Below are 24,074 nucleotides of genomic sequence, written 5' to 3' on the forward strand. Positions count from 1 at the left end.
TTGAATAAAATAGTACCTGTTTTAATCTTCAGTTTATATTTTGGCCTCTATGGTTTAGCCCAAAACCCAGATACTCAAAAAATAGTAACAGATTCCGTAGCAAAGACTGCAACGCAAAAGGAAATCGATACCCTTTATAAATTCGTTGAACAGCAATATTTTCAAAAAAACTATGACGAAGCAATAGAGAAAGGGAAATTCGCTATTTCACTTGCTGAAAAAGAAGGGTATGTTGAAAAAATAATTGATCTATCCAGTTTAATTGGTAATTCATTCTTAAAGAGCCAGGATACTATTGCATCCAAGAAAATTTTTTCGGAAAATATTGATAGGGCCTTAAAAAACAACGACCCCAAGAGTATTGTAAACGCACAAATAGATCTAGCAAATTTATATGCACTTCAGGACCAGTCACAAGAAGCCATTCAACTTTACGAGGAAGCAATAACATCTGCGCTAAAATCTGCAGATACTATTTCTCTTTTCATTCTGCACAATAACATATCAGATTTGAGCATCAATGAAGAAAATGTAGCATTGGCCTCCTATCATGTACCAAAAACGGTAGAATATGCCGAGTATGCCAATAGTCCATATTTCTCCGTAGCAGCAAAATCCCTGCAAGGCAGGTTGAGTTTCATTAAGGGTGATGCCAAGAGTGCTATAAGGATTTTAGAAGCCTGTGCAGTTGAAGCTAAAGAAATAAATTTTGATGAAATCCTGATTCAAATCTATGAGTACCTGTCAAAATCCTACGTACTGGATGGCGACTATAGGGCAGCCTACAATGCCAATTCAGAACTACAGGTCTATTTGAGCAAACAATACGAAACAGATAAAATACAGGCTATTGAGACGGCTACCGCCAGGTTCAAGTTAGAACAATACGAGCTCGAATTGAAAGAACAGGCACTACAGGCCGAGATAGATAAGCAGGAAACAAAGAGACAAACCCAGTTATTCTGGGTTAAAATAGCTTCTGGAATACTGTTTATCTTCTTTCTCTTTTTATTGTATACATATCTAAGAAGACGAAAATTACTTAAAAACCTAAAGCAAAAAAACAAGCAATACCTAGAAGAAAAAGAGAAAACCGAGGAGCTGAGCAAAGCAAAAAGCCGACTGTTCTCCAATATGACCCATGAGCTACGTACTCCTATGTATGGGATAATAGGCATAAGCAATATGCTGCTGAAAAATTCAAGATTTGATACCGAAAAAGAGCAGATAAACACCTTAAAATTCTCGGCAGACTATCTGCTTTCCCTCATTAACAATGCCTTATATTTCAATAAAATTGATGCCGAAAAAAATGAAGAGCTTAAAGAAAACGTATTCAATATTAGAAAAATAGTAGCAAGCGTTGTTGACTCTATCAAGTTCTTGAACAATGGTCACCCAAACGAATTTATCATAGAAATTGATGAAGATATACCTGAAAAGCTTAAGGGAGACGAAATAAAATTATCTCAAGTCTTAATGAATCTCTTGAGCAATGCATCAAAATTCACGGATGACGGTATCATAGTAGTAAGACTGAAAAAATTGGAGACCATAGGTGAGGATAAAATCAAGATAGGTTTTTCAATCAAGGACAACGGTATTGGAATACATCCTGAAAAACAAAAAGACATCTTTAATGATTTTGTACAAGACAATGATTTTCAACAAAACAATATAAACGGAACAGGACTGGGGCTTCCCATAGTAAAAAAAATCTTAAAGCAACTCAAGTCTAAAATACAGCTTACCAGCGAAGTTGGCGATGGTACCGAAGTTCAATTCGATATAATATATAAGGTAGCAAAAGCTATCGATCTATCCATAGACAACAAAAGGGTTGATACTGATGCCCTAAGAGGAAAAAAGATATTGATCGTAGACGACAATAAAATAAATAGAATGGTGACCCAAAGGGAGGTGGAGAATTATGGAGCAGAAGCTACATTGGCTCCTGGGGGAGAAGAGGCCATAAAATTATTTAAAGAGCAGGATTTCGATTTAATTTTAATGGACATAAATATGCCCGGAATGAATGGATTTGAAACCACCGAGTATATTCGCAACATTAATGAAACTATCCCAATATTAGCCCTCACTGCGGTTGAGCGTGAAAAGGTCCTTGAGCAAAATAGGTTTAGCTTAATGGACGATATAGTGATAAAACCCTACAAGGGCGAACAGTTTATCAATACCTTGGCAAAACACTTATAAGCCAGAATATTCTGAAGTGTTACTACTTAAAACCAATCCTATAGGTAAAAAAACATCTAGAATTGACAGCATGGTTTATAGGGTCTCTTTATACATATATCCATCCAATTTATTGGTTAGTACTTCTTTAAGGTTTATCTTATAAAGAAAACATTAGATAATCAGGTCATACTGGATTGTTTTCTTAAAACTTAAAACAACAACTTTTATTGAAGGCTTAACCCACAGGTGTTTTTTAAAACCCGCAGAATACACAAATATAGTTGGCGTCAAGAGCTTATAACCTTATTATGGTTCTTTCCACTAGATTAAAACAGCATTAAATCCAAACAAAAAACCAATCTAACTAGTTAGATTGGTTTTTTTTCATTTTAAGATAGTTACGATTAATCATCGTCATCATCACTATCTTGGGTCATCACTACCCAGCGCTGTATCGTAGCATCATACATAATACGAATCATTCCATTTTCATTCACGTCCACATCTTCTCCACCTGGCGCGGCTATTCTATTTTCTGGTGAAGATCCAATATCTTCGTTTCTTAATTTAAGATCATTATCTGAAGCATAAAGCCATACCGAGAATCCATCGGCTGCGGCTGGTCCACCAAATTCACCTACATCAAAACCAGTGATGGAAATATAAGCACCTGTACCGCCATTTGACATACGTATTACAGACTTACCACCATTAGTGCCCCCCGGAAAAATTATAAGCGATACATTATGTTGTTCGCCAGCTGGGAAAACAGGTATTGAGCCTACTCGCTCCTTAGACGTGTAGGATTTTATAATGTTATCTTCAATATATATGTTTGTATCTAATGTGAGCGCGATTATATTACCGTTTTCATCAAGTCCCAATACCTTAGTAGCGGTTATGGGTTCGCCAGCTAATGTTTCACCTCCTGTATTCGTAACAATTAAATTTCCTTCTATATGAAGTGTTGCATCAGGTTTTGTTGTATTGATACCAATTTGTGCATAGGTGGCTAATCCAAACATAATGGTGAGGCAAAAAAGGAGTAGTTTTTTCATAGTTTATCAGTTTAACAGAATAAATATAACGTTTAATCGATTAAACCTAAAACTATTGTAGTCTTTTTCTTGCGAAATGAATGTAAAGCGTTACGATTAGTTTCAATAGCGTTAATTTACAAACTAGAATACGCCATCTGAATGTATGGTTTGCTTTTTTCAACTACTATCCTATTTTAACAGAGAGCGGTTTAGGGGTATATCATAAGCATAAAAAAAATCCGACCCAATAGGTCGGATTTTCTTGTACTATAATATAGCGTTTTAATTTCCTGACGACATTATTACCCAACGTTGTAACGATCCATCATAGAGAAGTTGCACCATTTTATACCTTTCTATCACTACATCGTTTTCAGATAATATTCTGTTAAAAGGTAAAGATAATATGCTATTACTCTTAAGGGTTAGGTCACCATCTACTGGGTAGAGCCATACTGTGGTGCCATCGGCTGCAGCTGGACCTCCCATAAGGAGTACATCTATTCCAGTGATTTGACTGTCACCAAACAAGTTTCTAACTCTAATAATAGATTTACCTCCGTTAGATCCTCCTGGAAAAATAATTAAGCTTATGTTATTTACTACCGGAGCCAAGAGCGTGGGTATATCCCCAATTTCTTTTTTTCTCTCTACCAGTTTTAAAACATTATTTTCTAGATAAAGGTTCTCGTCAGTGGTGATTTCAACAATGTTTCCATCATCATCAATACCCACAATCCTAGTTGCCTCTATTGATTCGCCTTCTAAAGTTGTACCTCCTGTATCTGTAATAATCAAGTTACCATCCACGTGCAATGTTGCATCAGGTCTAGTAGTATTGATACCCACTTGTGCATAAGCTGTATATCCTATCACTACGGTGAGGCTAAAAAGTAGTAATTTTCTCATAGTTAATTGAAATAAGACGATAAATCAAACATTTAATCGGTTATAAAACAACTACTTATCAGTATATTCGTGTTAAATAAGTTGAAATATATTGTTTTTTCGATAAAGCGCAAATTAATTTGTTTAACTACTGTGCACCTTGTATATAATCTTTCAGATAATTGTAACGATCTGTCAAGTTTCCGCTTGGAGAAGTCATTCTGGCCCGTTTTAGAATACCTTTTCCGTCACCGTTGAAAAAGGCGGGTATTACATTTTCTATAAACATCTCACCAAAGCCTTCGCTGGCATCCTTGGGCAGTTCGCAGGGAAGGTTGTCCACAGCCATAACTGCTATGGCACCTGGAGCATCCATAGCGACTTCCTGTTCTTTAATTGGGTCGTATCCATAAAAGGGATCGGCTATAGTACTGGGGCGTATGGTACTTGCCACGGGGCCATCTATGTCGCAAGAAATATCGGCCACTAAATTTATGTTGAAGCCCTCACGCTTGGCATCCTCGCGCGTAAATAAATACGGAGCACCATCGCCATAAAAGTGTCCTGCGATAAAGTAGTCGGTCACTTTTGCATAGGGCATAAAATTACTCTCATAGCCCGATGGGTCTTTGTAAAACGCGTACTTATCGCCTACTTTTCCGTCTTTTCTTTTGGCATATTCCATGACATCTGCCATACAGTAGACAGGCTCGGTGAAATCTGCGGTTAGATACAGGGCGTCACTTACTTCTTTTATCTTTAAATGATCCAGGATTTCTTTGGCTCCCTTGGCTACTTTACCTGTTCCGGTTAATAGAATCTTGATAGGCGGGATGGTTATTTTATCGAGTTCGGCTTTTACGGCATTTAGATCTGGCAAGGTTTCTACCTTGGGCAGGTTGAACAGTCCGTCACGAATCCCCAACGCCCTAAACCCATTGTACGCACCCACCAGTCCTGCGTAGCGGCCAAAACCTATAAGCCGTGCACCATTTTGTTTTACAATGGTCTCGTGGTCGTACAGCTCTATATTCTTTTTAAGTATAGCCTGCAGCAGCTTTCGATTGTACGGTTGCTTTTTTATGGTATGGCTGAAGAAAAAGTACTTCTTATTAGGGATCAATGCATCTACCGGTACCTCCTTAACGCCTAGCATTACATCTGCTTCTGAAATGTCCTCTAATACCTCAAATCCTGCTTTTTTATAAGCTTCGTCCGGAAAAACCCTAATATCACTGGACTCCACGATAAAAAGGGCGTCAGGAAATTTTTCTGAAGCTTCTCTTAAGGCTGAGGGTGAAAAAACGACACGACGGTCTGGCGGGTTTTTACGTTCTTTAATAATGGCAAAGGTAATTGGCATTTGGTATGGATTTTGAAATATGTAAATGGGCTACGAAGATACTATTATTCTTGTATCTTTGCCACCCGCGTGAGGGATTGAATACGCTACCGCGTAGCGATGAAAGCCCGACCCGATAAAGGGGCACGCCCTCCTCGATACAATGCTGAACAATTCAGCATCCCTTGGGGACCTTAGATTTTTAGCAGATCTATGTATGTTCATTGAAAGCTTTTACGGAAATAACTTCAACATTTGTTGTTTGTACTTCGTAATTTAAAACGGGGCCGACTGGTTTTGACAGCGGGTCTTGTGGTATGGTAAGCATGTAGAGCTTTGGATGATGGCTCTTTAATATCATTGTCAATCTTTTTTAAACGGCGAGAATAACTACGCCCTAGCAGCATAATCTGAATTATAGTAGGATATGCCTCGGCCCGTAAGACGGGCATGCAGGAAGTCACTCGAAGGCCTTGGTTTACGGCGTTCGACAAAGTGGCTTCGTAAAAGTAAACCTATTGGGAATGGTGCCCAGACACTCCCGAGACACTCAAGTTGGGATAAGGGGTGCGTTGGTGGTTTTTGACCGGCAATCCCTCGAAAACCTGAACAGAAACTAAACATGTAGAAAGCTGTAACGCAACGCGTTTGGACGAGGGTTCGAATCCCTCCGGCTCCACGATCACTCACAACTGTGTTGTGGATGAAAACTATAAAATCTCAACAAGCTCGCTTGGTTGGGATTTTTTGTTTTTAGACACCTGCCTTGCAAAGACAGACAGTTGTATTTACAATATTGGTAAGGTGGGACACCCCAGGCAATCCCTCCGGCTCCACTTGACTCAAAAATACGCAGGAGATTTAATTTGGCAAAAATGCCAAGCTTGCTTGAGTATTTTTGAAAAATTAAAAGATGCCCACAGCTTATAGCTGTGGGTATTTTTATTTCCAACAGTGTATCTTAAGGGAAAGCTAATCCCTCCGGCTCCACGATCACCCAAAAAGCCACGCTCATGAGTGTGGTTTTGTTGTTTTATAAAATTCCCGAGTTTGCTCGAAGGGATAGAGTAAAACAGCAAACAAGGGCGCAGCCCGTGGCTTTTTATTTGTAGGACGGGCGCCAATAGGGATCACTATTTTGTAATCCCTCCTGCCTGCCGGCAGGCTCCACGGCACAGATACAATCACGCTCACAAAGTATAGTTAAATTGTTTTATGGAGGTTCTGGGCTAACTTTATGAGATGGATTAGAATTACAAACCTAGAGTTCGACTCACGGTTTTTCACTTGAAACTTAAAGGTTGATGACGGCACACTCCCCTTTCGTTCATAAGTAGGCTAGTTATTCCACCTCTCCAATACCTACACCTAAAGTATTATACAATTTTGCATTGGCATCCAGAAATTTTACCTGTAGCTCAATTTCCCTTAAACTTGCCTCTATCAATTTCTGCTCTCTGGAATTTACCAAGAACAAGGAACTCTCCCCCAATTGAAATTTACGTTCTTCGGCAGCTACCAAGCGTTCATAATCTGTAACTATTTGGCTCACTAATGAATTCTGCTTTTCTAGGGAAAATATCTCGGCTTGCACGGCAAGTATTTTATTCTGTAACGAAAGGGATGTCGCTGAAAGATCGAAAGTTGCATCCTGTAATTTTAAGTTGGCCAGCTTTAATGCTCCACGCTCTTTTCTTAGAAACACAGGGAAGCTTAAATTAAGTGCAGCTTTGTAATTTGCGGTATTAAAACTGGACAGTTGGTCATTCTCTGTAGTAAGAAAATTGTATTGTAGATCAATTTTCGGCAACAGTTTGTTTCGCTTTAAGAACCTCTCCACCTCCAAACCATCAATCTTTGCATTCAAGCTACGCAACTTTGGATGGCTCGTAATCGTTAGTGGTGAAATTGTAATACCATCTAGAAAAAGTGAAGTCTCCAATACGGCTTCGCTAGGTAGTTGTGGAATAGTATTTTCCTCCAAGACCAAGGGAACATCTTCCAGCCACAAGTAGTTACTCACTTTTAATGCAGCTTTTCTACGTTTTAAGTTTGCAACCTCAAGGTTCAGTTGTCTTGTTTGGAATGTAATATGCGCCTCGGTACTATCGATAGCAGCCTTATCTCCTTCTTCCACGCTACGCTTTACTCCTTTAAATCGCATTAGGGCATTGTCGAGAAAGTTTTTGTAGATCCGTTGCTCATTATGGGCCTGTATCCACTCAAAATATGCCAGGCTAGCTTCAAAAACCACTTGGTTCACCAACAGATCCCGCTCGGCTTTGGTCTGCTCCACAAAATACTTGGCTTGTTTCAAGGTTGCCATACGGTCATTAATAAGCAAACCCTGCGCCAGTGAAAATGAAACCCCTGCACTATAAAGGCCTTGTGTTGGGACTGTAAGGCTTGGATCCAAAAATTCGCCTGAATTTTCTTCAAAATCGGCTTTGAACTCTACCCCGTACCAGGTCGGAATCTTGAATGCCGCATTCAATTCGTCATAATACTCGGTTCCCTTAAACTTTTTACGGTTGAAATCGACCTCTATCTTTGGGTCGAAACCTCCGCGGGCCCTAAGCAACGTAGCCTCTCCTTCGGTTAGCTTTAGGTTGGCTTGTTTTACCAATGGGTGGTACGCTTTTACGTAGCCCAAATATTCCTGAAATGTAAGTACGCTATCCATAGCCACATTAGCCTCTTGCGCCAAAAGGTTTGGAATAGCGATCCACAAAAAAGGCCACAAAACAATATTGAACAATCGTTTCATATTTTGCATTATTTTGAAGGGGTTTCGCTAGTGTTCGGTTTATAATAATTAGGTGGAAAGCCATTGAGTCTTCGCCATATTTCGTACCAAATGGGCACATCCTCTAGCAAAGCAATGGTATAGGCTCCAGAACCCACGCGTATATTCTCTGGCCAGTTCTCGGCATTTTGGTCCGGGGCTATAAGCACCCTGAATTTTCCGTTCTCGCTAATAAAAGTTTCTACAGCAACTATCTTACCTCCGTAAGTTCCAAAAGAAGCATTGGGCCATCCGCTAAAGAATATGGCTGGCCAACCATCAAATTGGATACGCACCTCCTCTCCTAAATGTATCAATGGCAGGTCCAGTGGCTCAACGTAGGTCTCTACGGCCAAATCGTAATTGGCAGGCATTATTTTTACCAGCTGCTCGCCTTCTTTAAATGTTTCTCCGAGACCTCCACGAATGGCCTTGTTAATAAATCCATCCTGTGGGGCAGTGATATAGTACATAGAGTTCCTGATCGTGTAATTGGCTGATTGGTTCTCAAGCTTTTCTACCTCGGCCACGGTTTCCAACTGGCTGGACTCTGCCGTGAAAAGCTCACTACTGGCTTTTGAGATCTTATCGGAATATTCGGCACCTATCCTACTGATTTCCACTTGTGCATTAAGTACTTCGTTCTTGCTGGCCAAAAATTTATTTTCCTGCGAAATGAGCTTGGCCTGGTTTTCCTGTAACTTCAACCTTTTTTGCTCTACGTCTACCATAGATTTCAATCCCTCCTGCTGTAGCGTTTGGGTACGGTTAAACTGTCTTTCGGCAATATCTAGATTGGTATTTGCAGCCTGTAAGTCTATACTGTCACTTTTCACCTTTAAACGGGCTTGTTGTAATTTGTTCTTTGCCTGTTGCAGTTTCAGGTTTCGTTCTTGGTTCAGGGCAGTGATTTGGTTTTTCAATGCTGAAATTTTTCCATCGTATGAAACCACGGAACGTGATTTTGCATCGCGCTGGGCATTGGTTCTTTCAACCAGTTTGGGATCTTGATATTCGGTTTTTATTTCAGAAATAAATAGGATGGTATCTCCTTTTTTTACAAAATCCCCTTCTCGAACGTACCATTTTTCAATACGGCCAGGAATTTGTGATTGTATGGTTTGTGGTCGCTGGCCTGGGGTAAGGGTTGTAACGTAGCCATTACCTGTTACATTTTGTGTCCAAGGGAGCAACATAATTATAATAGTAATGATACCAAAGGCCAGCAAAAACCTATTGAACATTTTATAGTGCTTGGTCTTCACAGCCTTGGAAAAAGCCTTGTAGCCCTGCAGGGTAACTTTTTTGTTAAGTTGGTTGTGCGAGATATTAAGCATTGTGAGATCCTATTAATGTTCCGTTTTTCATCTTTAAAGTCTTTGTACAGTGCTTCCTCCACAAAGGGTTTCTGGAGGACACCACGAGTGCCCACGGACGGGAAGCATCGGTTAGATAGGTTATTATCTTTTGTGCCTCTTCATGCTCAAGGTTCTCCAGAGGATCCTTAAGCAATAACATTTCGGGGTTGTGGACAATAGCCCTGGCCAACACGATACGCTTTGCCACAGAGTACGGCATTTGCTGTCCTTCTGGGTACAACATTGTTTTTAAACCATTGGGTTGTGCTTTTATGAAAGGTAGCAATCCTAGCTCTTCAAGAACTTCATTTAAACGATCTCTCGATATACTAGTGTCGCCAAAGGTTATATTATCTAGAATAGTACCCTCAAACGGTTGTTGGTCTGGAAGTACTTGTCCAACTTTACTCCTGTACCTATTGGGCCAAATTCCTTTTATAGAGTTATGGTTTACATATAGAGAGCCACTGGAAGGAAATATAAGCCCTGAGAGTAGTTTCAACAATGTTGATTTTCCCGAACCAGAAGCACCTTGCAACAAGATGCGCTCTTTGGCTACCACAGCAAAATTCACGTTTTTAAGTATTCTGCAGCCATCACTGGTGGTGTAATGAACATCTTCAAGCTCTACAGAAATAGGCTTATCACTATCAAAAGGATCTATGCCATCTTGAGGCTCCAGCTCTTTATCCACTACCTGCCCTATCTTTTCCAGCGAGGTAAGTACATCGTAAAAAGTTTCCAGCCCTGTAATTAGCTTTTCAACCGATGCTATGACCAAAAGAATGATAATTTCAGCCGCTACAAACTGCCCGATGTTCATTTGCTGGTTGAGCACCAATAATCCACCAATTATGAGCAAACCTGCAGTCACCAACACCTTAAAGCCTACCATTTGCATAAACTGTAGCAACAACACCCTGAAGTGGTTTTCACGTGCTTCTAGATATTCCGCGGTAAAGGAATCGTTTTGCTGCATTGCATGGGTTGTGTTGCCGGACAGTTTAAAACTTAAAACAGACCGTGCAACCTCTTGAATCCAGTGTGCTACCTTGTATTTTTTCTTAGATTCCTCAAGACTGGTCTCAAGGCCCTTTCTTGCTGTGAACCTAAACACCACATAAATGAGCAGCACTAAAAACAATCCATAGATAATGAAAAAGGGATGGTAAAAGGATAGCAGTAATAAACCAAAAACAATCTGTAGAATGGCCGCTGGAAAATCTATCAAGATTTTGGACAGTCCTTTTTGTACCGTGAGTGTATCGAAAAAACGGTTTGCCAATTCTGGTGGGTACAGATTTCGCAATTCGTCTATCTTGATTTTTGGGAATCTATATGCAAACTCGAATGATGAGCGCATAAATATCTTTTGTTGAATATTTTCCAGAATACGCACTTGCATTAATTGCAATCCACCCTGAAACGCTACCCCCAGAGTCACTAGCACCACCAAAACTATCCAAGAAGTTGAAATTTGTGCACCTTGGATCAGGTTGATAATGGCCTGTATCCCTAGTGGTAACGAGAGCGCAACAATACCCGCAAAAATAGCGTAGTAGATAATTTGTTTTATATCACGTTTGTCAAGTTGTAATAACCCTAAAAAACGTTGCCATGGAGACATAGTTTTTTTCATTACTCTGAAATCTTTAGAACGTTAAATACTAGGTTCTTAAAAATATCTTTAGGGGAAATAGTACCATCACAGTCTGTAATTGTGGGAAAATGCTCCTTCAAGAAATGTTGGTGCAGTGATCCCTCTACAACAGTACTTGCCAAGGATGCTGGATACAGGTAAGCTGGGCTGACAGCTATAATAGCATCTTTCACCCTAGTTATAAGCCTTTTGTAAATTGAAAAATATCCCTCTTTATTATCGTCATCAACCTCTTTGGTTAAAAAGGATTTTGAATTTTCGTTTACCACAATAGTATTCAGCTTTACCTCATCAATGTGTGAAAAATTTGAATCTGTCTGGATTGACTTCGTAATTACATCGATAGTTGCGGAAAGTTTTTCTTTGTTATTCGAAATGCTGAACGTTTGTATTACCAATTGATATTCTATCCAAGCCCAATACCAGGAGGTTAAATACAATAACAACTTATGCTTATTCTCAAAATATCTGTATACAGAGGCTTCTGGAGATTTAATTTTATCGCCCAGCTTCTTGAATGTAAAGGCCTCGAAACCTATGTCTTCAATAAGCAAAATACTGTTCTGGATAATACGTTTTCCCAACTCTGAGGATTCTGGATCTTTTAAATAGATGTTCTCATTCACCTTTATCTGAAGGTTTTTCAACAATTCTTGCATTTCAAAATATTTTATAGCAAATATAATAGTATTACTATTATTAGTAAATAGTTTAACTATTTATTATGATTAGTAATACTAAAAATAATTAGTTTTACCATAACAAAAGGATATAGCTATGATGATACTCCAGCTAATAGATGAAAATAGAGATTTATTGAACGAGATCGCAGACTTCCTTCTTGAAGAGCAATTGATCGCAAACGCAATGATTTCAGATAAAATTATCTTTAAAGAGCGTATAGAAGATACTATAAAAGAATGTGAAAAATACATCCTGAAAGGCATATCAAAATCGTTACTCTTCAATATTATAAATGAAAGATTGAGAAATAGATATGGGGAAAAAGCACCTCTCATCTATTCTGAACCTATTATCTTGATAGACCACCAACAAAGGGATACTATTCTCGGGAGATTAAAAAAGGTTTAACCAAGCCACAAAAAAACCCGCTTCTCTCGAAGCGGGTTTTATTTTTTTTATTGGATAATTACACCAACTGTACGCGAACGGCTGTAAGACCTTTACGTCCCATTTCTTCTTCGTACTGTACGGTATCGTCTTCCCTTATCTCATCGATTAGGTTGGTCGTGTGTACAAATACATCATCACCACCGTCTGCTGGCTTGATAAATCCGAATCCTTTTGCGTTGTTAAAGAATTTTACTGTTCCTTCTTTCATTTTGGTACTCTTTTAAAATTAATTGTTACTAAAATCGCTGTAAATAGTTACAGTGACCATAATGCACTTGCTAAAATATTCTAAAACAAATTGATGCATTACTAACCATACCAAGCAAAGATTGCCTGTACAGCTGCGGAAAAAAAAGATAAGGATTGAATTAAATTACTCTAGGAAAGTACTACTATAATAAAAGCAAGCTCACTTTTTAACAGTGCAAACATACGCTAAATATTTGAACTAGCTTGTTATTTGGCTTTTATTTAGTAAAAAACAAAAGACCACCCTTGGCTGGTAGTCTTTTTTTTTTAAATATTTCAAAATTCCTTTATGCACTTGCGGGCATAGTGTTTTGTTCCTCTACCTTATTATAATGGAACAACATGGTTTTATAAAATCGCATTTGCATCTCACCATTCTCAAGACACCCTTTTAAGGTCTCTTCAAGATTGCTGTAGGAAACTTTTGTAGCCACAGCTTCGTTTATATCATAGAGGTTCATCTCACGGAATGTCCTGGGTTTAGAGTTCCAAAGCATAATAATTTCTTTGTCAAAATCTATTGTGGCATCAACAGCACCAAAATAAAATTTTAGCAATGATTTCTGAAAACTATAATAGTCGCTGTTCTCCATATCTTTACAGCTCTTTTTTATGAGTTTTCGCATCTCTTCCTGGATAACTTGCTCTTGGTCTTTCATAATAGCATGAATTTTATTTACACTAAAATAGCGACCAAGTTGTGAAGTTTTCGTTAATTGAGGGTGCTTTGGCTTCAATTTAACTACAAAGAAATCAAACTGTTAAGGAAATTAAGAAGATTTATTGGGTGGTTTGTAGTCCCTCTTCTTCCCAGGCAGTGATTCCGCCCGAAAGATCGTAAATCTGGGTGAAGCCCATTTCTGAAAGAATTTCTGCAGCCCTGGAACTCCTCCCACCTTTTTTACAGTATACATATACAGGCTTGTCCTTATCCAAGGTTTTTACTTTTTCTTGGAAGTCGTCGTCCGTCACACAAATATTCTGGGCGTCCTTTAGGTGGGAAACACCATATTCTTCTGCAGTACGTACATCTACCAATTGAAGTGAGCTTTCCTTTTTGTTGTAAACTGCGTCATATCCCTCTTGTGGACTCACAGAATGAACACCTTTTGCTGGTTGTGAGCACGAAGTAAGTACAGCGCTACTTATCAATAAGATAAAAAATAGTTTTTTCATTATAGCTTTGTCTTGTCACCTTTCCATTCACTAAAACCACCAAGTAAATTATAGGTATTTTTAAATCCCATAGATTCCATGATCATACACGCTTGGGCACTACGGCCTCCAGAGCGACAGTACACATAGTAGTTTTTTGCCTTATCAAGCTCTTGGGCACCCTCCATAAAGCTAGGGGCATTCTGTATATCCAAGTGTTGTGCATTGGGGATTATACCTTCCTCTACTTCGTGCGGGGTGCGTACATCCAGGATGACACCAGTTGTGTCTTCTAGTATTTGTTTGTGCCACTGTTCTTGCGTTAAGTCTTGCATAGTTCTAAAATTTTGGCAAACTGCCTAGGGGCAAGCCCGCAAGGCATCGATTGGAAAAATAAATTTTTGGCTTCGAGACCAACCTCGATTATCGAGTAAAAATAAAAAATCTGCCACAGAATAAGTCCCATAGCAGATTATTTTGTTACGTATTAAAATATCCTAAGCCTTCTTTTGCTTCACAGAACAGCCAATAGCCTTTGTTTCTTTTACCGTAATTTCTTTCCCAGCCAATAGTTCATCAATTGCATTTGCAAGGAATTGTTCCTTTACGGCATCGCCGTTTCTTACATTATCATCTATAGCGCCAATGTATTTTACAACATTACCCTCGTCCTGCTTTTGAAGCAAATACACATGTGGGGTTTTGGTGGCCCCGTACGTTGCATATACCGTGTTGGAAGCATCATATAAATATGGAAAGGTAAACCCTGCTTCTTTTGCTTTTTTCTGCATTAACTCATACGTATCGTCCGGTTGTACTTCGGGATCGTTGGGGTTAATGGCGATCACGGGATACCCTTTTTCTTTATACTTCTTATCAAGGGCAACCATTCTTTCTTCACTGGCCACAGCAAAGGGGCAGGTGTTGCAGGTAAAGATTACCACAAATCCCTTGGCATCTTTATAGTCTGCCAGCGAGACCATGTCTCCGTTTACGTCTTTCAAATCAAAGTCTGAAGCAATATCACCAATACCATATCCTTTGGGGTTGGTTTCGGTTTTATCGACCATCGCTACCTCTTTCTTTTCGGTAGTTTCGGTTTTGGTCTTTGTTTCTTTCTCTTTGGTTTCTTGGCAACTCACTAAAAATAGGGCAAGTGCAAAAAACAATACGGGTTTCAACATATTTGTTTTCATAATAAAGTTTATAGAATTGTTTTAAGTTCAGTTTCTAGTTCGGTGTACTCAAAAGATTGTTCGTAAAATTTTTGCTGGTTTCCTTTTACAAAAATTGTTGCAGGGATAGCACCGCTCCACTGCTCACTCACTTTTGGTATCCATGAGTTGGCATCGGGATCGTCCAACAGCAACAGTTCACTCTGGAGCTTGTGTTTCTTAATAAAGGGGATGACCTGCTTTTCGATATGCTTCGGAAAGTCAAGACTCACCAGAACCACTTTTACGTTATTATCTTTATAGTTTTTATTCAATTCTTCAAAATAAGGCAGTTCCTTCACGCAGGGTTTGCACCACGTAGCCCAAAAATTGATAACATAAGTGGTTGTAGAAGAGGTTTGCTGAAGGTATCTAGTTTCAAATTCAGCAAAATCCATCAATTCCAGACCATCATACTCCTTCTTTTCTGAAGTATCAGATGTCGCTGTTGTTGCTTTGGTAATGGTTTCAACTACCTCTTCAGTATCCAACGGATCTTTTTCAGTTGTATTTCCGCAGGAACACAGCATAAACAACACGAATAAACTTAGAATCAATTTCATACCATAAAAATATACTATAGAACGCTCTCCCACTCTACAAGCTTGTTAAATAAATGATAAAATACATTACTGTCCAAAAATTTCATTACATTTGTACATACAAATATTGTTACGACAATTATGAAGATTGAGAATGCTATAAAATCTGTTCAACCTATGGAACCCGGTGCAAAGACCGTTATCAATATTATGTATACGAGCCGGATCATAGAAGAGCACATCCAAGCCTTGTTGAAAGAACACGATATTTCAATGCAACAATATAATGTGTTGCGTATTCTAAGGGGCCAAAAGGGCAACCCTGCTAATCTATCTACCATTCAAGAACGGATGATAGACAAGAGCAGCAATACCACACGTTTAGTGGACAAACTCATTAGAAAGGGTTGGGTAAAACGGCAGATATGTGCCAACAACCGTAGAAAAGTTGAAATTTTTATTACGGAAGATGGGTTGGAGTTCCTTTCTGGGCTCGACCCTTTGGTAAAGATCAACAACGAAAATTTAGTGAGTTCCTTAAACGAAAAAGAACTAAAGACCTTAAATAACCTATTAGATAAACTAAGATCATAACCTTTAAAAACAAATTACTATGAAAACTATCAAATCTTTAGCAATCATTGCTGTAGTGGTAACAGCTTCAGCATTTACAAATTCAGTACCTATGAAAAAGAAAATAGACGTAAAAGAAAGCACCATTGAGTGGAAAGGAAAAAAAGTATTGGGCTCGCACACCGGGACCATACAACTTAAAGATGGCTACTTAGAGATGGACGGCGACCAGCTTGTAGGCGGCATGTTTACTGTAGACATGACCACTATTAACGTAACCGACCTGGAAGGCGATAACAAGGCAAAACTAGAAGGACACTTAAAAAGCGACGACTTTTTTGGGGTTGCCAACCACCCTACTGCGACTTTGAACATTACCTCTGCAACGAAAAATAGCGATGGGTATGTAGTCTCGGGAGATATCACCATTAAAGGAACTACCGAAGAAATCACTTTCGATATGGATATGACCGATGAGATGGCCACCACAAGCATTAAGATAGACCGTACAAAATTTGGTGTACGGTATGGTTCTGGCAGTTTCTTTGACAATCTGGGAGACAACACTATCTCGGACAAGTTTGAACTTGACGTCACCTTAAAATTTTAATAATAGTTGTTTGTTGTTCAAGTTTTCATTTCTATATTTGAAACTTGATTATGAGAAACACAAATACACATTCTTGGTGGTGGAATACCTTACGTAAAATGTCGTGAGCTACCTCTGGTATGTACAAACCATATAAAGGCTTATCTTCACGATAAGCCTTTTTTTATATTGAATTTTATTTGTTTGACCTATGTCCGGTTGAGCGCAGTCGAAACCTAAAAAATGAAAAAATACAACCTCAAGACAACATCTAAAAAATTGCTGGCAGATACGCTAACACCTGTCTCCGTTTATTTACGCCTGCGTGATAAATTTCCCAACAGTTTGCTTTTGGAAAGTAGCGATTACCACGCCAACGATAACAGCTTCAGCTATATTTGTTGCAACCCCATTGCCACTTTCAAGGTTGAGGACGAAACCATCAACCAAACCTTCCCCGATGGACAAACCCTACGTATGCCAATCCCTTCCTTGAGAGAGGACGAGACGGATGTTTTTCCCGAAGAATCCGTAATAAATCAGCTAGAAAACTTTACGTCAACCTTTAAAACCGAAAACAATAACTTCAAGTTTATCAATAACGGGATCTTCGGTTACACCAGCTACGATGCAGTTCGTTATTTTGAAGATATTACAATTGACAAATCGAAGGCCGAGCTGGGCGTCCCGGACATTTATTATGCTGTGTATCAAAACATCATTGCCATAAACCACTTTAACAACGAGGCCTATATCTTTTCTCACAATTTTGAATCTGAAAGTAATATTTCAGAAATAGAACAACTACTCCGTTCCAAGGATTTTGCCGAGTACCCCTTCAGCAGAGAGGGTGAGCCAACAACCAATTTGAAAGATGACGATTTTAAAGCGTTGGTGAACAAATGCAAACAACACTGTGCCCGTGGCGATGTGTTCCAGATCGTTCCCAGCAAAAGGTTCTCCCAGAGGTTTACGGGGGATGAGTTCAACGTATACCGTACGCTGCGAAGTGTGAACCCCTCCCCATACCTGTTTTATTTCGACTACGGAAATTTTAAAATTTTTGGTAGCTCGCCAGAAGCACAGCTTGTGGTAAATAATGGCACTGCAGAGATCCACCCCATCGCTGGAACCTTTAAGAGAACTGGAAATGACGAACAAGATGCCATCCTCGCAAAGCAACTGGCCGAAGACGACAAGGAAAATAGTGAACACGTTATGCTGGTAGACCTGGCTCGTAACGACCTTAGCAGGCACGGGAGTAATGTTAAGGTAGACACGTATCGTGAGGTTCAGTTTTTTTCGCACGTAATTCACTTAGTAAGCAAAGTAACTGGCCAAATACACCAAGGAACCAATACTATGCAAATCGTGGCCGATACCTTTCCTGCCGGGACATTGAGCGGTGCTCCAAAACACAAAGCAATGCAACTTTTGGAAAAATATGAAAACACCAATCGTGAGTTTTATGGCGGCGCCATAGGGTTTATGGACTTTGAAGGCAATTATAACCACGCCATCATCATCCGCTCCTTTGTGAGCAAGAACCATACGCTTAATTATCAAGCCGGTGCAGGTATCGTGTCAAACAGCAACCCTGAAAGCGAACTGCAAGAAGTATATAATAAATTAGGAGCCTTGACAAAAGCATTAGAGCTCGCTGAAGAAATTTAGAAAATATGAACCACAATAACACACCTAAAACATCTTCCGCTTTGGGGGAGACCGAGAGGGGGACAAGTAGTAAAATCCTAGTGATAGACAACTACGACAGCTTTGTGTACAATCTAGTGCATTATTTGGAAGAATTGGATTGCGAGGTAACGGTCCTGCGCAACGACCAATTTCATTTAAGTAAAGTGGCACCGTATGATAAAATCCTCCTCTCTCCTGGCCCGGGCATTCCAGATGAGGCAGGTTTGCTGAAAGATGTAATAAAAACCTATGCTGGCAAAAAACCTATTTTAGGGGTGTGTTTGGGGCAGCAGGCTATTGGCGAAGTGTTTGGAGGCAGTATTGTTAATTTAAGTGAAGTCTTCCACGGCGTGGCTACCAAAGCTAAAATTATAGTGGACGATGAACCTTTGTTTAAAGACTTGGGCAACGAGATTGAGATTGGTCGCTACCATTCCTGGGTCGTTGCCAGGGAAGATTTTCCCGATTGCTTGGAGATTACCTCCATAGATGAAAACGGACAAATAATGTCCCTGCGCCATAGAGAATTAGATATTTGCGGGGTACAATTCCATCCAGAAAGCGTATTAACACCTAAAGGTAAGGATATTATAAAAAATTGGGTAGAAAGCCCAGCCAATCCCTCCAAGGGATAAGAGGTTTAAAAGTTCTATTTCAAGAGCGTAAAAACGTGCAAGTTATAGGAACAAGACATTTCGGTGACGAACTATAAATAAAACAAAAACTTCTCTCCTTTGGGGGAGACCAAGAGGGGTACTATGAAAACCATACTTAACAGACTCATAAACCACGAACTGCTCACCAAAGAGGAAGCGAGAAATATCCTCGTACAAATTTCTGAAGGAAAATTCAATCAAGCACAAATCGCCGCTTTCTTAACGGTGTATATGATGCGTAGCGTAACCATTGAGGAACTTGAGGGCTTTCGGGATGCCTTGCTGGACCTGTGCATAAAAATCGATGTGAGCGATTATAACACCATCGACCTCTGCGGAACGGGTGGTGATGGCAAGAACACCTTTAACATTTCAACCCTTGCGAGTTTTATCACGGCAGGTGCTGGGGTAAAGGTGACCAAGCACGGGAATTACGGTGTATCTTCCATAAGCGGGAGCAGCAATGTTATGGAACAGTTGGGAATACAATTCAGTAATGAAGAGGATCTCTTAATTCGCTGTTTGGAAGAAGCCAACATTTGTGTTCTGCACGCACCACTCTTTCACCCCGCTATGAAAAATGTGGCGCCAATTCGTAGGGAATTGGGAGTAAAGACTTTTTTCAATATGCTGGGGCCTATGGTAAATCCGGCATTTCCTAAAAATCAGTTGGTGGGGGTTTTCAATCTCGAACTGGCAAGAAAATACGGTTACCTATATCAAAAAGGGACAAAAAATTATGCTATTCTACATGCTATGGATGGTTATGATGAAGTAGCGTTGACGGGACCGGTTAAAATGATTTCAAACAAAACCGAAACAGTATTGACACCAGCAACATTTGGCGTACCACAAATAGAGCAAACAGAAATTTACGGAGGTAGAACGGTTGAAGAATCAGCAACTATTTTTACCGAAATTTTAAAAGGAAACGGAACCCAAGCACAAAATAACGTTGTATGCGCCAATGCAGCACTGGCAATAAGTACCGTTGAAGAATGCTCCATAACCGAGGGGTTTGAACGCGCAAAAGATAGCCTTGGGTGCGGAAAAGCCTTGGGTGCATTAAAAAAACTTCAACACATCAGTGAAAATTTTAATTAAAAACACAACTCTTTCCTTTTTGGGAGGTATGAAGCAGGTTTAGGACAGGGACAAAACAATGGATATCTTAAAAAAAATAACATACTATAAACGCAAGGAAGTTTCAGCAAAAAAAGAAGCATTTCCCATTTCGCTATTGGAACAATCCAAATGGTTCCAACAGGAAACCAAATCGCTGGCAACAGCCCTAAAAAAAGCTTCCACAGGTATCATTGCCGAACATAAACGAAAATCACCCAGCAAGCCCATTATAAATAACAAAGTACAGATACAGGATGTGGCGAGAGGATATGAAAGTGCAGCAGTAAGCGGCATGTCTGTTTTAACCGACACAAATTTCTTTGGTGGTTCCTTGGACGATCTTGTGGTGGCTAGGCAAGCAACTTCTATCCCTTTACTTAGGAAGGAGTTCATCATAGACCCCTACCAAATTTACGAAGCCAAAGCCTACGGGGCCGATGCTATTTTGTTGATAGCGGCCTGCCTTTCAGCAAAAGAGCTAAAAGAATTTTCAACCCTTGCAAAATCGTTGCATTTGGATGTGCTGTTGGAAATACACAATGAAGAGGAACTACAAAAATCCTTGTGCGAAACAGTAGACATGTTAGGGGTAAACAACCGAAACTTAAAGACATTTAAAACTTCAATTGAAATAAGTAAAGCCTTAGCAAGTAAAATCCCGCAAGATTTCGTGAAAGTTTCAGAAAGTGGAATCAGCAATATTGAGGCCATTTCAGAATTAAAAAACTATGGCTACCAAGGTTTTTTGATAGGCGAACATTTCATGAAGACCGAAAACCCAGGCGAAACGGCCAAACAATTTATTAAAAACCTATCCAATGAATAGAGTAGACCATACAAACGCTCCCACTCCTTTGGGGGAGGTTGGTATTAAAATTTGCGGAATGAAATACAATCCCCAAGCGGTCGCTGCCCTGCAACCCGATTATTTAGGCTTTATATTTTATGGAGGAAGCAAACGTAATTTTACGGAAGAAGTCCCAATGCTGCCCACTACTGTAAAAAAAATTGGTGTTTTTGTAGATGCTCCCCTGGATTTTGTTGCTGAAAAAGTAGAGAAATTTCAACTAGATGGGGTGCAACTCCACGGCGAGGAAAGCCCTGGATATTGCAGAAGTATAAATGAACACTTAAACACATTCTCCCTCGGGAAGGGCTTGGGAGGGGATGTAAGCATCTGGAAGGTTTTCTCCATAAAAGAAACCTTCAACTTCGACCAACTAATTCCCTATGAACCCTATGTAGATGCATTTCTTTTCGACACAAAAGGCGCCGAAAAAGGCGGCAATGGCTATACTTTTAACTGGAACGTATTAGAAGAATACCCCTCGCAAAAACCTTTCGTTTTAAGTGGCGGGATAGGTTTGGAAGAGATTTCAGCAATACAGGATATCCTAAAAACCAACCTCCCCATACTAGCGATAGACATAAACAGCAAGTTTGAAATTGAGCCTGGATTAAAAAAAATAGACGATTTACACATTTTAATAAGTGAATTAAAAAACAATGGACAATAAAGCACACCCATTAAACTCCTTCAACGTTAACGAGAAAGGCTACTACGGCGATTTTGGAGGCGCGTACATCCCTGAGATGCTCTATCCCAACGTGGAGGAATTACGGCAAAACTACTTGAGTGTAATGCAAGAAGAGGCATTCCAAAAGGAGTTCCAGCAGTTATTAAACGAATATGTTGGGCGTCCCACCCCACTCTATTTTGCCAAACGCCTTTCAGAAAAACACAACACCAAGATATACTTGAAACGCGAGGATCTTTGCCATACAGGGGCACACAAAGTAAACAACACCATTGGGCAAATCCTTATGGCAAAACGCTTGGGCAAGGACCGCATCATTGCCGAAACCGGCGCCGGACAGCACGGTGTAGCCACCGCAACCGTTTGCGCGTTGATGGGTTTAGAATGTATTGTGTACATGGGCGAGATAGACATTAAACGCCAAGCACCCAACGTTGCACGTATGAAAATGCTTGGAGCCACCGTGGTCCCAGCCTCGAGCGGAAGCAAGACGTTAAAAGATGCTACCAACGAGGCCATCAGGGATTGGATAAACAACCCAACCAATACACACTACATTATTGGGAGCGTTGTAGGCCCCCACCCCTATCCAGATATGGTCGCACGGTTCCAGAGTGTCATTTCTAAGGAAATCAAAAACCAGCTACAAGTGAAAGAAAATCGCGAAGCACCAGATTATGTGGTGGCCTGTGTAGGTGGTGGCAGTAATGCCGCAGGAGCCTATTACCATTACCTGGACAATCCAAAAGTTGGTATTATTGCAGTAGAAGCAGCAGGGAAAGGCGTTAACAGTGGCGAGAGCGCCGCTACATCGGCATTGGGAAAAATGGGCATAATCCATGGAAGCAAGACTTTGTTGATGCAAACCCATGATGGACAAATTACCGAGCCCTACAGTATTTCGGCCGGGTTGGACTACCCTGGCGTAGGCCCCATGCACGCACACTTGTACGCCAGTGGTCGGGCACAATTCATTGCTATCACAGACGAGGCCGCTATGCAAGCTGGGCTGGAACTGTGCAAGCTCGAAGGAATTATTCCCGCAATCGAGACCAGCCATGCACTGGCAGTTTTTGAAACTAAAAAATTTAAAAAAGATGATGTGGTCGTAATCAATTTGAGCGGTCGTGGAGATAAAGATTTAAACACCTATATCGATTATTTTAACTTTTAGGGCGAGCCCCTAATCGGGTCGGGCTTTCGTCGCTACACGGTAGCGTACTCTATCCCTCTCGCAAATACAAAAAGATTAAAGATTTATGAACCGAATCCAAAGCCATTTAAACAAAGACAAAAAACTGTTGTCCATATACTTCACAGCAGGATATCCTAATCTAGGGGACACAGTTCCCATCTTACAATCTTTAGAAGCCAATGGTGTAGATATGGTGGAGATTGGCCTTCCCTTTAGCGACCCCCTGGCAGATGGCCCTACTATACAGGCCAGCTCTACCCAAGCGCTAAAAAATGGAATGACTACCCAGAAACTCTTTCAACAACTCCAAGGAATTCGAGAAAAAATAACCATCCCCCTAATTATTATGGGCTATTTTAATCCCGTATTGCAATATGGAGTGGAGGATTTCTGTAAAAAGTGCCACGAGATTGGGGTTGACGGGCTCATTCTCCCAGATCTCCCCTTGGCCGAATACCAAGAACACTATCAGGAAATTTTCGAGAAATATGGCTTGGTCAATGTATTCCTAATTACCCCCCAAACTTCCAACGAACGTATCAGAGAAATAGATAGTGCCAGCAACGGCTTCATCTATATGGTGAGCAGTGCTTCGGTCACGGGGGCCAAAAAAGGCTTTGGCAAAGACCAAATAAATTATTTTGAAAGGATTTCAAAAATGAACCTCAAAAACCCACAAATTGTTGGTTTCGGAATAAGTAATGCCCAATCCTTTGCTACCGCAACTAAAAATGCCAATGGAGCTATTATTGGCAGTGCATTTATAAAAATGCTGTCTACAAAAGGTATAGAAGGTATTCCAGAATTTGTTAAAGATCTCCGTTAAGGTTTAACAGGGTTTTATCGTTGCCTTAACGGCTTTTAAGTTCTTGGGATTGTATCTTGATAGTTCAATCTAAAAACAAAATGTGATGGCTAAGAAATTTGAAAGAAAAACCGAACAAGATACCCCTACTAATCCCAACCCAAAGACAAAACGGGATACCAATAAATTTGATGTAGATAAAAAAACCATCAAAGAACAACAGAACAAAAAGTAGGAATTACTAACCTATAAAAAAGTGAAACCCCCTTCCATTGCTGGAAGGGGGTTTCTTTTTGGTTGGTTAAAATAATCTAGCAGATTATTCTTTTATCAAG

25 protein-coding genes and 1 other RNA gene are annotated in these 24,074 nt (G+C 40.0%); 13 read left to right on the top strand and 13 right to left on the bottom strand.

Going from position 1 to position 24,074, the window contains the following annotated elements; genetic code table 11:
• Nucleotides 1-2,214, top strand: a complete 2,214-nt coding sequence (locus C8D94_RS14585; protein WP_147278573.1) for an ATP-binding response regulator — start codon at nucleotides 1-3, stop codon at nucleotides 2,212-2,214.
• Between the two features lie 386 nt (nucleotides 2,215-2,600).
• Here C8D94_RS14585 and C8D94_RS14590 read toward each other — a convergent pair whose 3' ends face one another.
• From C8D94_RS14590 to C8D94_RS14600, 3 genes are all read right to left on the bottom strand, one after another.
• A complete protein-coding gene (locus C8D94_RS14590; protein WP_170134789.1) occupies nucleotides 2,601-3,254 on the bottom strand; it encodes a hypothetical protein in 654 nt (217 codons plus the stop codon).
• A gap of 264 nt (nucleotides 3,255-3,518) precedes the next feature.
• Entirely contained in the window at nucleotides 3,519-4,145 is a 627-nt protein-coding gene (locus tag C8D94_RS14595) for a hypothetical protein (RefSeq protein ID WP_115124711.1), read from the bottom strand.
• 127 nt (nucleotides 4,146-4,272) lie between these two features.
• Nucleotides 4,273-5,481: an NAD(P)-dependent oxidoreductase gene (locus tag C8D94_RS14600; RefSeq protein ID WP_115124733.1), complete on the bottom strand. Its 1,209-nt coding sequence runs from the start codon at nucleotides 5,479-5,481 to the stop codon at nucleotides 4,273-4,275.
• Between the two features lie 268 nt (nucleotides 5,482-5,749).
• On the opposite strand from C8D94_RS14600, the gene ssrA reads away from it, so the two are divergent.
• Nucleotides 5,750-6,148, top strand: a transfer-messenger RNA (tmRNA) gene (gene ssrA / locus C8D94_RS14605).
• A 660-nt stretch (nucleotides 6,149-6,808) separates the two neighbouring features.
• Here the strand turns inward: ssrA and C8D94_RS14610 are convergent.
• The 4 genes from C8D94_RS14610 to C8D94_RS14625 are packed head-to-tail and all read right to left on the bottom strand — an operon-like array spanning nucleotide 6,809 to nucleotide 11,928.
• On the bottom strand, nucleotides 6,809-8,233 hold the full coding sequence (locus C8D94_RS14610) for a TolC family protein (RefSeq protein WP_115124734.1): 1,425 nt from the start codon (nucleotides 8,231-8,233) through the stop codon (nucleotides 6,809-6,811).
• An 8-nt stretch (nucleotides 8,234-8,241) separates the two neighbouring features.
• Nucleotides 8,242-9,588 (bottom strand): HlyD family secretion protein, encoded by a 1,347-nt coding sequence (locus C8D94_RS14615; RefSeq protein ID WP_115124712.1) that lies wholly within the window; start codon nucleotides 9,586-9,588, stop codon nucleotides 8,242-8,244.
• A complete protein-coding gene (locus C8D94_RS14620) occupies nucleotides 9,581-11,248 on the bottom strand; it encodes a peptidase domain-containing ABC transporter (protein ID WP_115124713.1) in 1,668 nt (555 codons plus the stop codon). The genes C8D94_RS14615 and C8D94_RS14620 overlap by 8 nt, the downstream gene beginning before the upstream one ends.
• Nucleotides 11,248-11,928, bottom strand: a complete 681-nt coding sequence (locus C8D94_RS14625; protein ID WP_115124714.1) for a TetR/AcrR family transcriptional regulator — start codon at nucleotides 11,926-11,928, stop codon at nucleotides 11,248-11,250. Before C8D94_RS14625 ends, C8D94_RS14620 begins: the two co-directional genes overlap by 1 nt.
• Nucleotides 11,929-12,046: 118 nt before the next feature.
• On the opposite strand from C8D94_RS14625, the gene C8D94_RS14630 reads away from it, so the two are divergent.
• Nucleotides 12,047-12,361: a hypothetical protein gene (locus C8D94_RS14630; RefSeq protein ID WP_115124715.1), complete on the top strand. Its 315-nt coding sequence runs from the start codon at nucleotides 12,047-12,049 to the stop codon at nucleotides 12,359-12,361.
• Between the two features lie 58 nt (nucleotides 12,362-12,419).
• Here the strand turns inward: C8D94_RS14630 and C8D94_RS14635 are convergent, their stop codons facing one another.
• The 6 genes from C8D94_RS14635 to C8D94_RS14660 form a co-directional block, all read right to left on the bottom strand.
• On the bottom strand, nucleotides 12,420-12,611 hold the full coding sequence (locus C8D94_RS14635) for a cold-shock protein (protein WP_115124716.1): 192 nt from the start codon (nucleotides 12,609-12,611) through the stop codon (nucleotides 12,420-12,422).
• A 328-nt stretch (nucleotides 12,612-12,939) separates the two neighbouring features.
• Entirely contained in the window at nucleotides 12,940-13,311 is a 372-nt protein-coding gene (locus C8D94_RS14640) for a hypothetical protein (protein WP_115124717.1), read from the bottom strand.
• A 121-nt stretch (nucleotides 13,312-13,432) separates the two neighbouring features.
• Nucleotides 13,433-13,828: a rhodanese-like domain-containing protein gene (locus C8D94_RS14645; protein WP_115124718.1), complete on the bottom strand. Its 396-nt coding sequence runs from the start codon at nucleotides 13,826-13,828 to the stop codon at nucleotides 13,433-13,435.
• Nucleotides 13,828-14,142, bottom strand: a complete 315-nt coding sequence (locus tag C8D94_RS14650; protein WP_115124719.1) for a rhodanese-like domain-containing protein — start codon at nucleotides 14,140-14,142, stop codon at nucleotides 13,828-13,830. The genes C8D94_RS14645 and C8D94_RS14650 overlap by 1 nt, the downstream gene beginning before the upstream one ends.
• Nucleotides 14,143-14,304: 162 nt before the next feature.
• Nucleotides 14,305-15,003: a thioredoxin family protein gene (locus tag C8D94_RS14655; protein ID WP_115124720.1), complete on the bottom strand. Its 699-nt coding sequence runs from the start codon at nucleotides 15,001-15,003 to the stop codon at nucleotides 14,305-14,307.
• An 8-nt stretch (nucleotides 15,004-15,011) separates the two neighbouring features.
• A complete protein-coding gene (locus tag C8D94_RS14660) occupies nucleotides 15,012-15,584 on the bottom strand; it encodes a TlpA disulfide reductase family protein (RefSeq protein WP_115124721.1) in 573 nt (190 codons plus the stop codon).
• Between the two features lie 120 nt (nucleotides 15,585-15,704).
• Between C8D94_RS14660 and C8D94_RS14665 the strand changes: the two genes are divergently transcribed.
• From C8D94_RS14665 to C8D94_RS15520, 10 genes are all read left to right on the top strand, one after another.
• Complete coding sequence (locus C8D94_RS14665) at nucleotides 15,705-16,157, top strand: MarR family winged helix-turn-helix transcriptional regulator (protein WP_115124722.1); 453 nt, start codon at nucleotides 15,705-15,707, stop codon at nucleotides 16,155-16,157.
• 19 nt (nucleotides 16,158-16,176) lie between these two features.
• Entirely contained in the window at nucleotides 16,177-16,746 is a 570-nt protein-coding gene (locus C8D94_RS14670; protein ID WP_115124723.1) for a YceI family protein, read from the top strand.
• Between the two features lie 222 nt (nucleotides 16,747-16,968).
• On the top strand, nucleotides 16,969-18,399 hold the full coding sequence (locus C8D94_RS14675) for an anthranilate synthase component I family protein (RefSeq protein ID WP_115124724.1): 1,431 nt from the start codon (nucleotides 16,969-16,971) through the stop codon (nucleotides 18,397-18,399).
• 5 nt (nucleotides 18,400-18,404) lie between these two features.
• Nucleotides 18,405-19,055, top strand: a complete 651-nt coding sequence (locus tag C8D94_RS14680) for an anthranilate synthase component II (protein ID WP_115124725.1) — start codon at nucleotides 18,405-18,407, stop codon at nucleotides 19,053-19,055.
• Between the two features lie 123 nt (nucleotides 19,056-19,178).
• Nucleotides 19,179-20,180 (top strand): anthranilate phosphoribosyltransferase, encoded by a 1,002-nt coding sequence (gene trpD / locus C8D94_RS14685; RefSeq protein ID WP_115124726.1) that lies wholly within the window; start codon nucleotides 19,179-19,181, stop codon nucleotides 20,178-20,180.
• Between the two features lie 58 nt (nucleotides 20,181-20,238).
• Nucleotides 20,239-21,027 (top strand): indole-3-glycerol phosphate synthase TrpC, encoded by a 789-nt coding sequence (gene trpC / locus C8D94_RS14690; RefSeq protein WP_115124727.1) that lies wholly within the window; start codon nucleotides 20,239-20,241, stop codon nucleotides 21,025-21,027.
• Nucleotides 21,020-21,718 carry a phosphoribosylanthranilate isomerase gene (locus tag C8D94_RS14695; protein WP_245946349.1) on the top strand — a complete coding sequence of 233 codons (699 nt, stop codon included), beginning with the start codon at nucleotides 21,020-21,022 and terminating at the stop codon, nucleotides 21,716-21,718. The genes trpC and C8D94_RS14695 overlap by 8 nt, the downstream gene beginning before the upstream one ends.
• Nucleotides 21,708-22,913, top strand: coding sequence for a tryptophan synthase subunit beta (gene trpB / locus C8D94_RS14700; RefSeq protein ID WP_115124728.1), 1,206 nt, complete (start codon nucleotides 21,708-21,710; stop codon nucleotides 22,911-22,913). The genes C8D94_RS14695 and trpB overlap by 11 nt, the downstream gene beginning before the upstream one ends.
• An 85-nt stretch (nucleotides 22,914-22,998) precedes the next feature.
• Nucleotides 22,999-23,760, top strand: coding sequence for a tryptophan synthase subunit alpha (trpA, locus tag C8D94_RS14705; RefSeq protein ID WP_115124729.1), 762 nt, complete (start codon nucleotides 22,999-23,001; stop codon nucleotides 23,758-23,760).
• 85 nt (nucleotides 23,761-23,845) lie between these two features.
• Nucleotides 23,846-23,974, top strand: coding sequence for a hypothetical protein (locus C8D94_RS15520; RefSeq protein WP_262510552.1), 129 nt, complete (start codon nucleotides 23,846-23,848; stop codon nucleotides 23,972-23,974).
• Nucleotides 23,975-24,074: the final 100 nt, after the last annotated feature.

The organism is Marinirhabdus gelatinilytica, assembly GCF_003353425.1.
GTDB lineage: Bacteria > Bacteroidota > Bacteroidia > Flavobacteriales > Flavobacteriaceae > Marinirhabdus > Marinirhabdus gelatinilytica.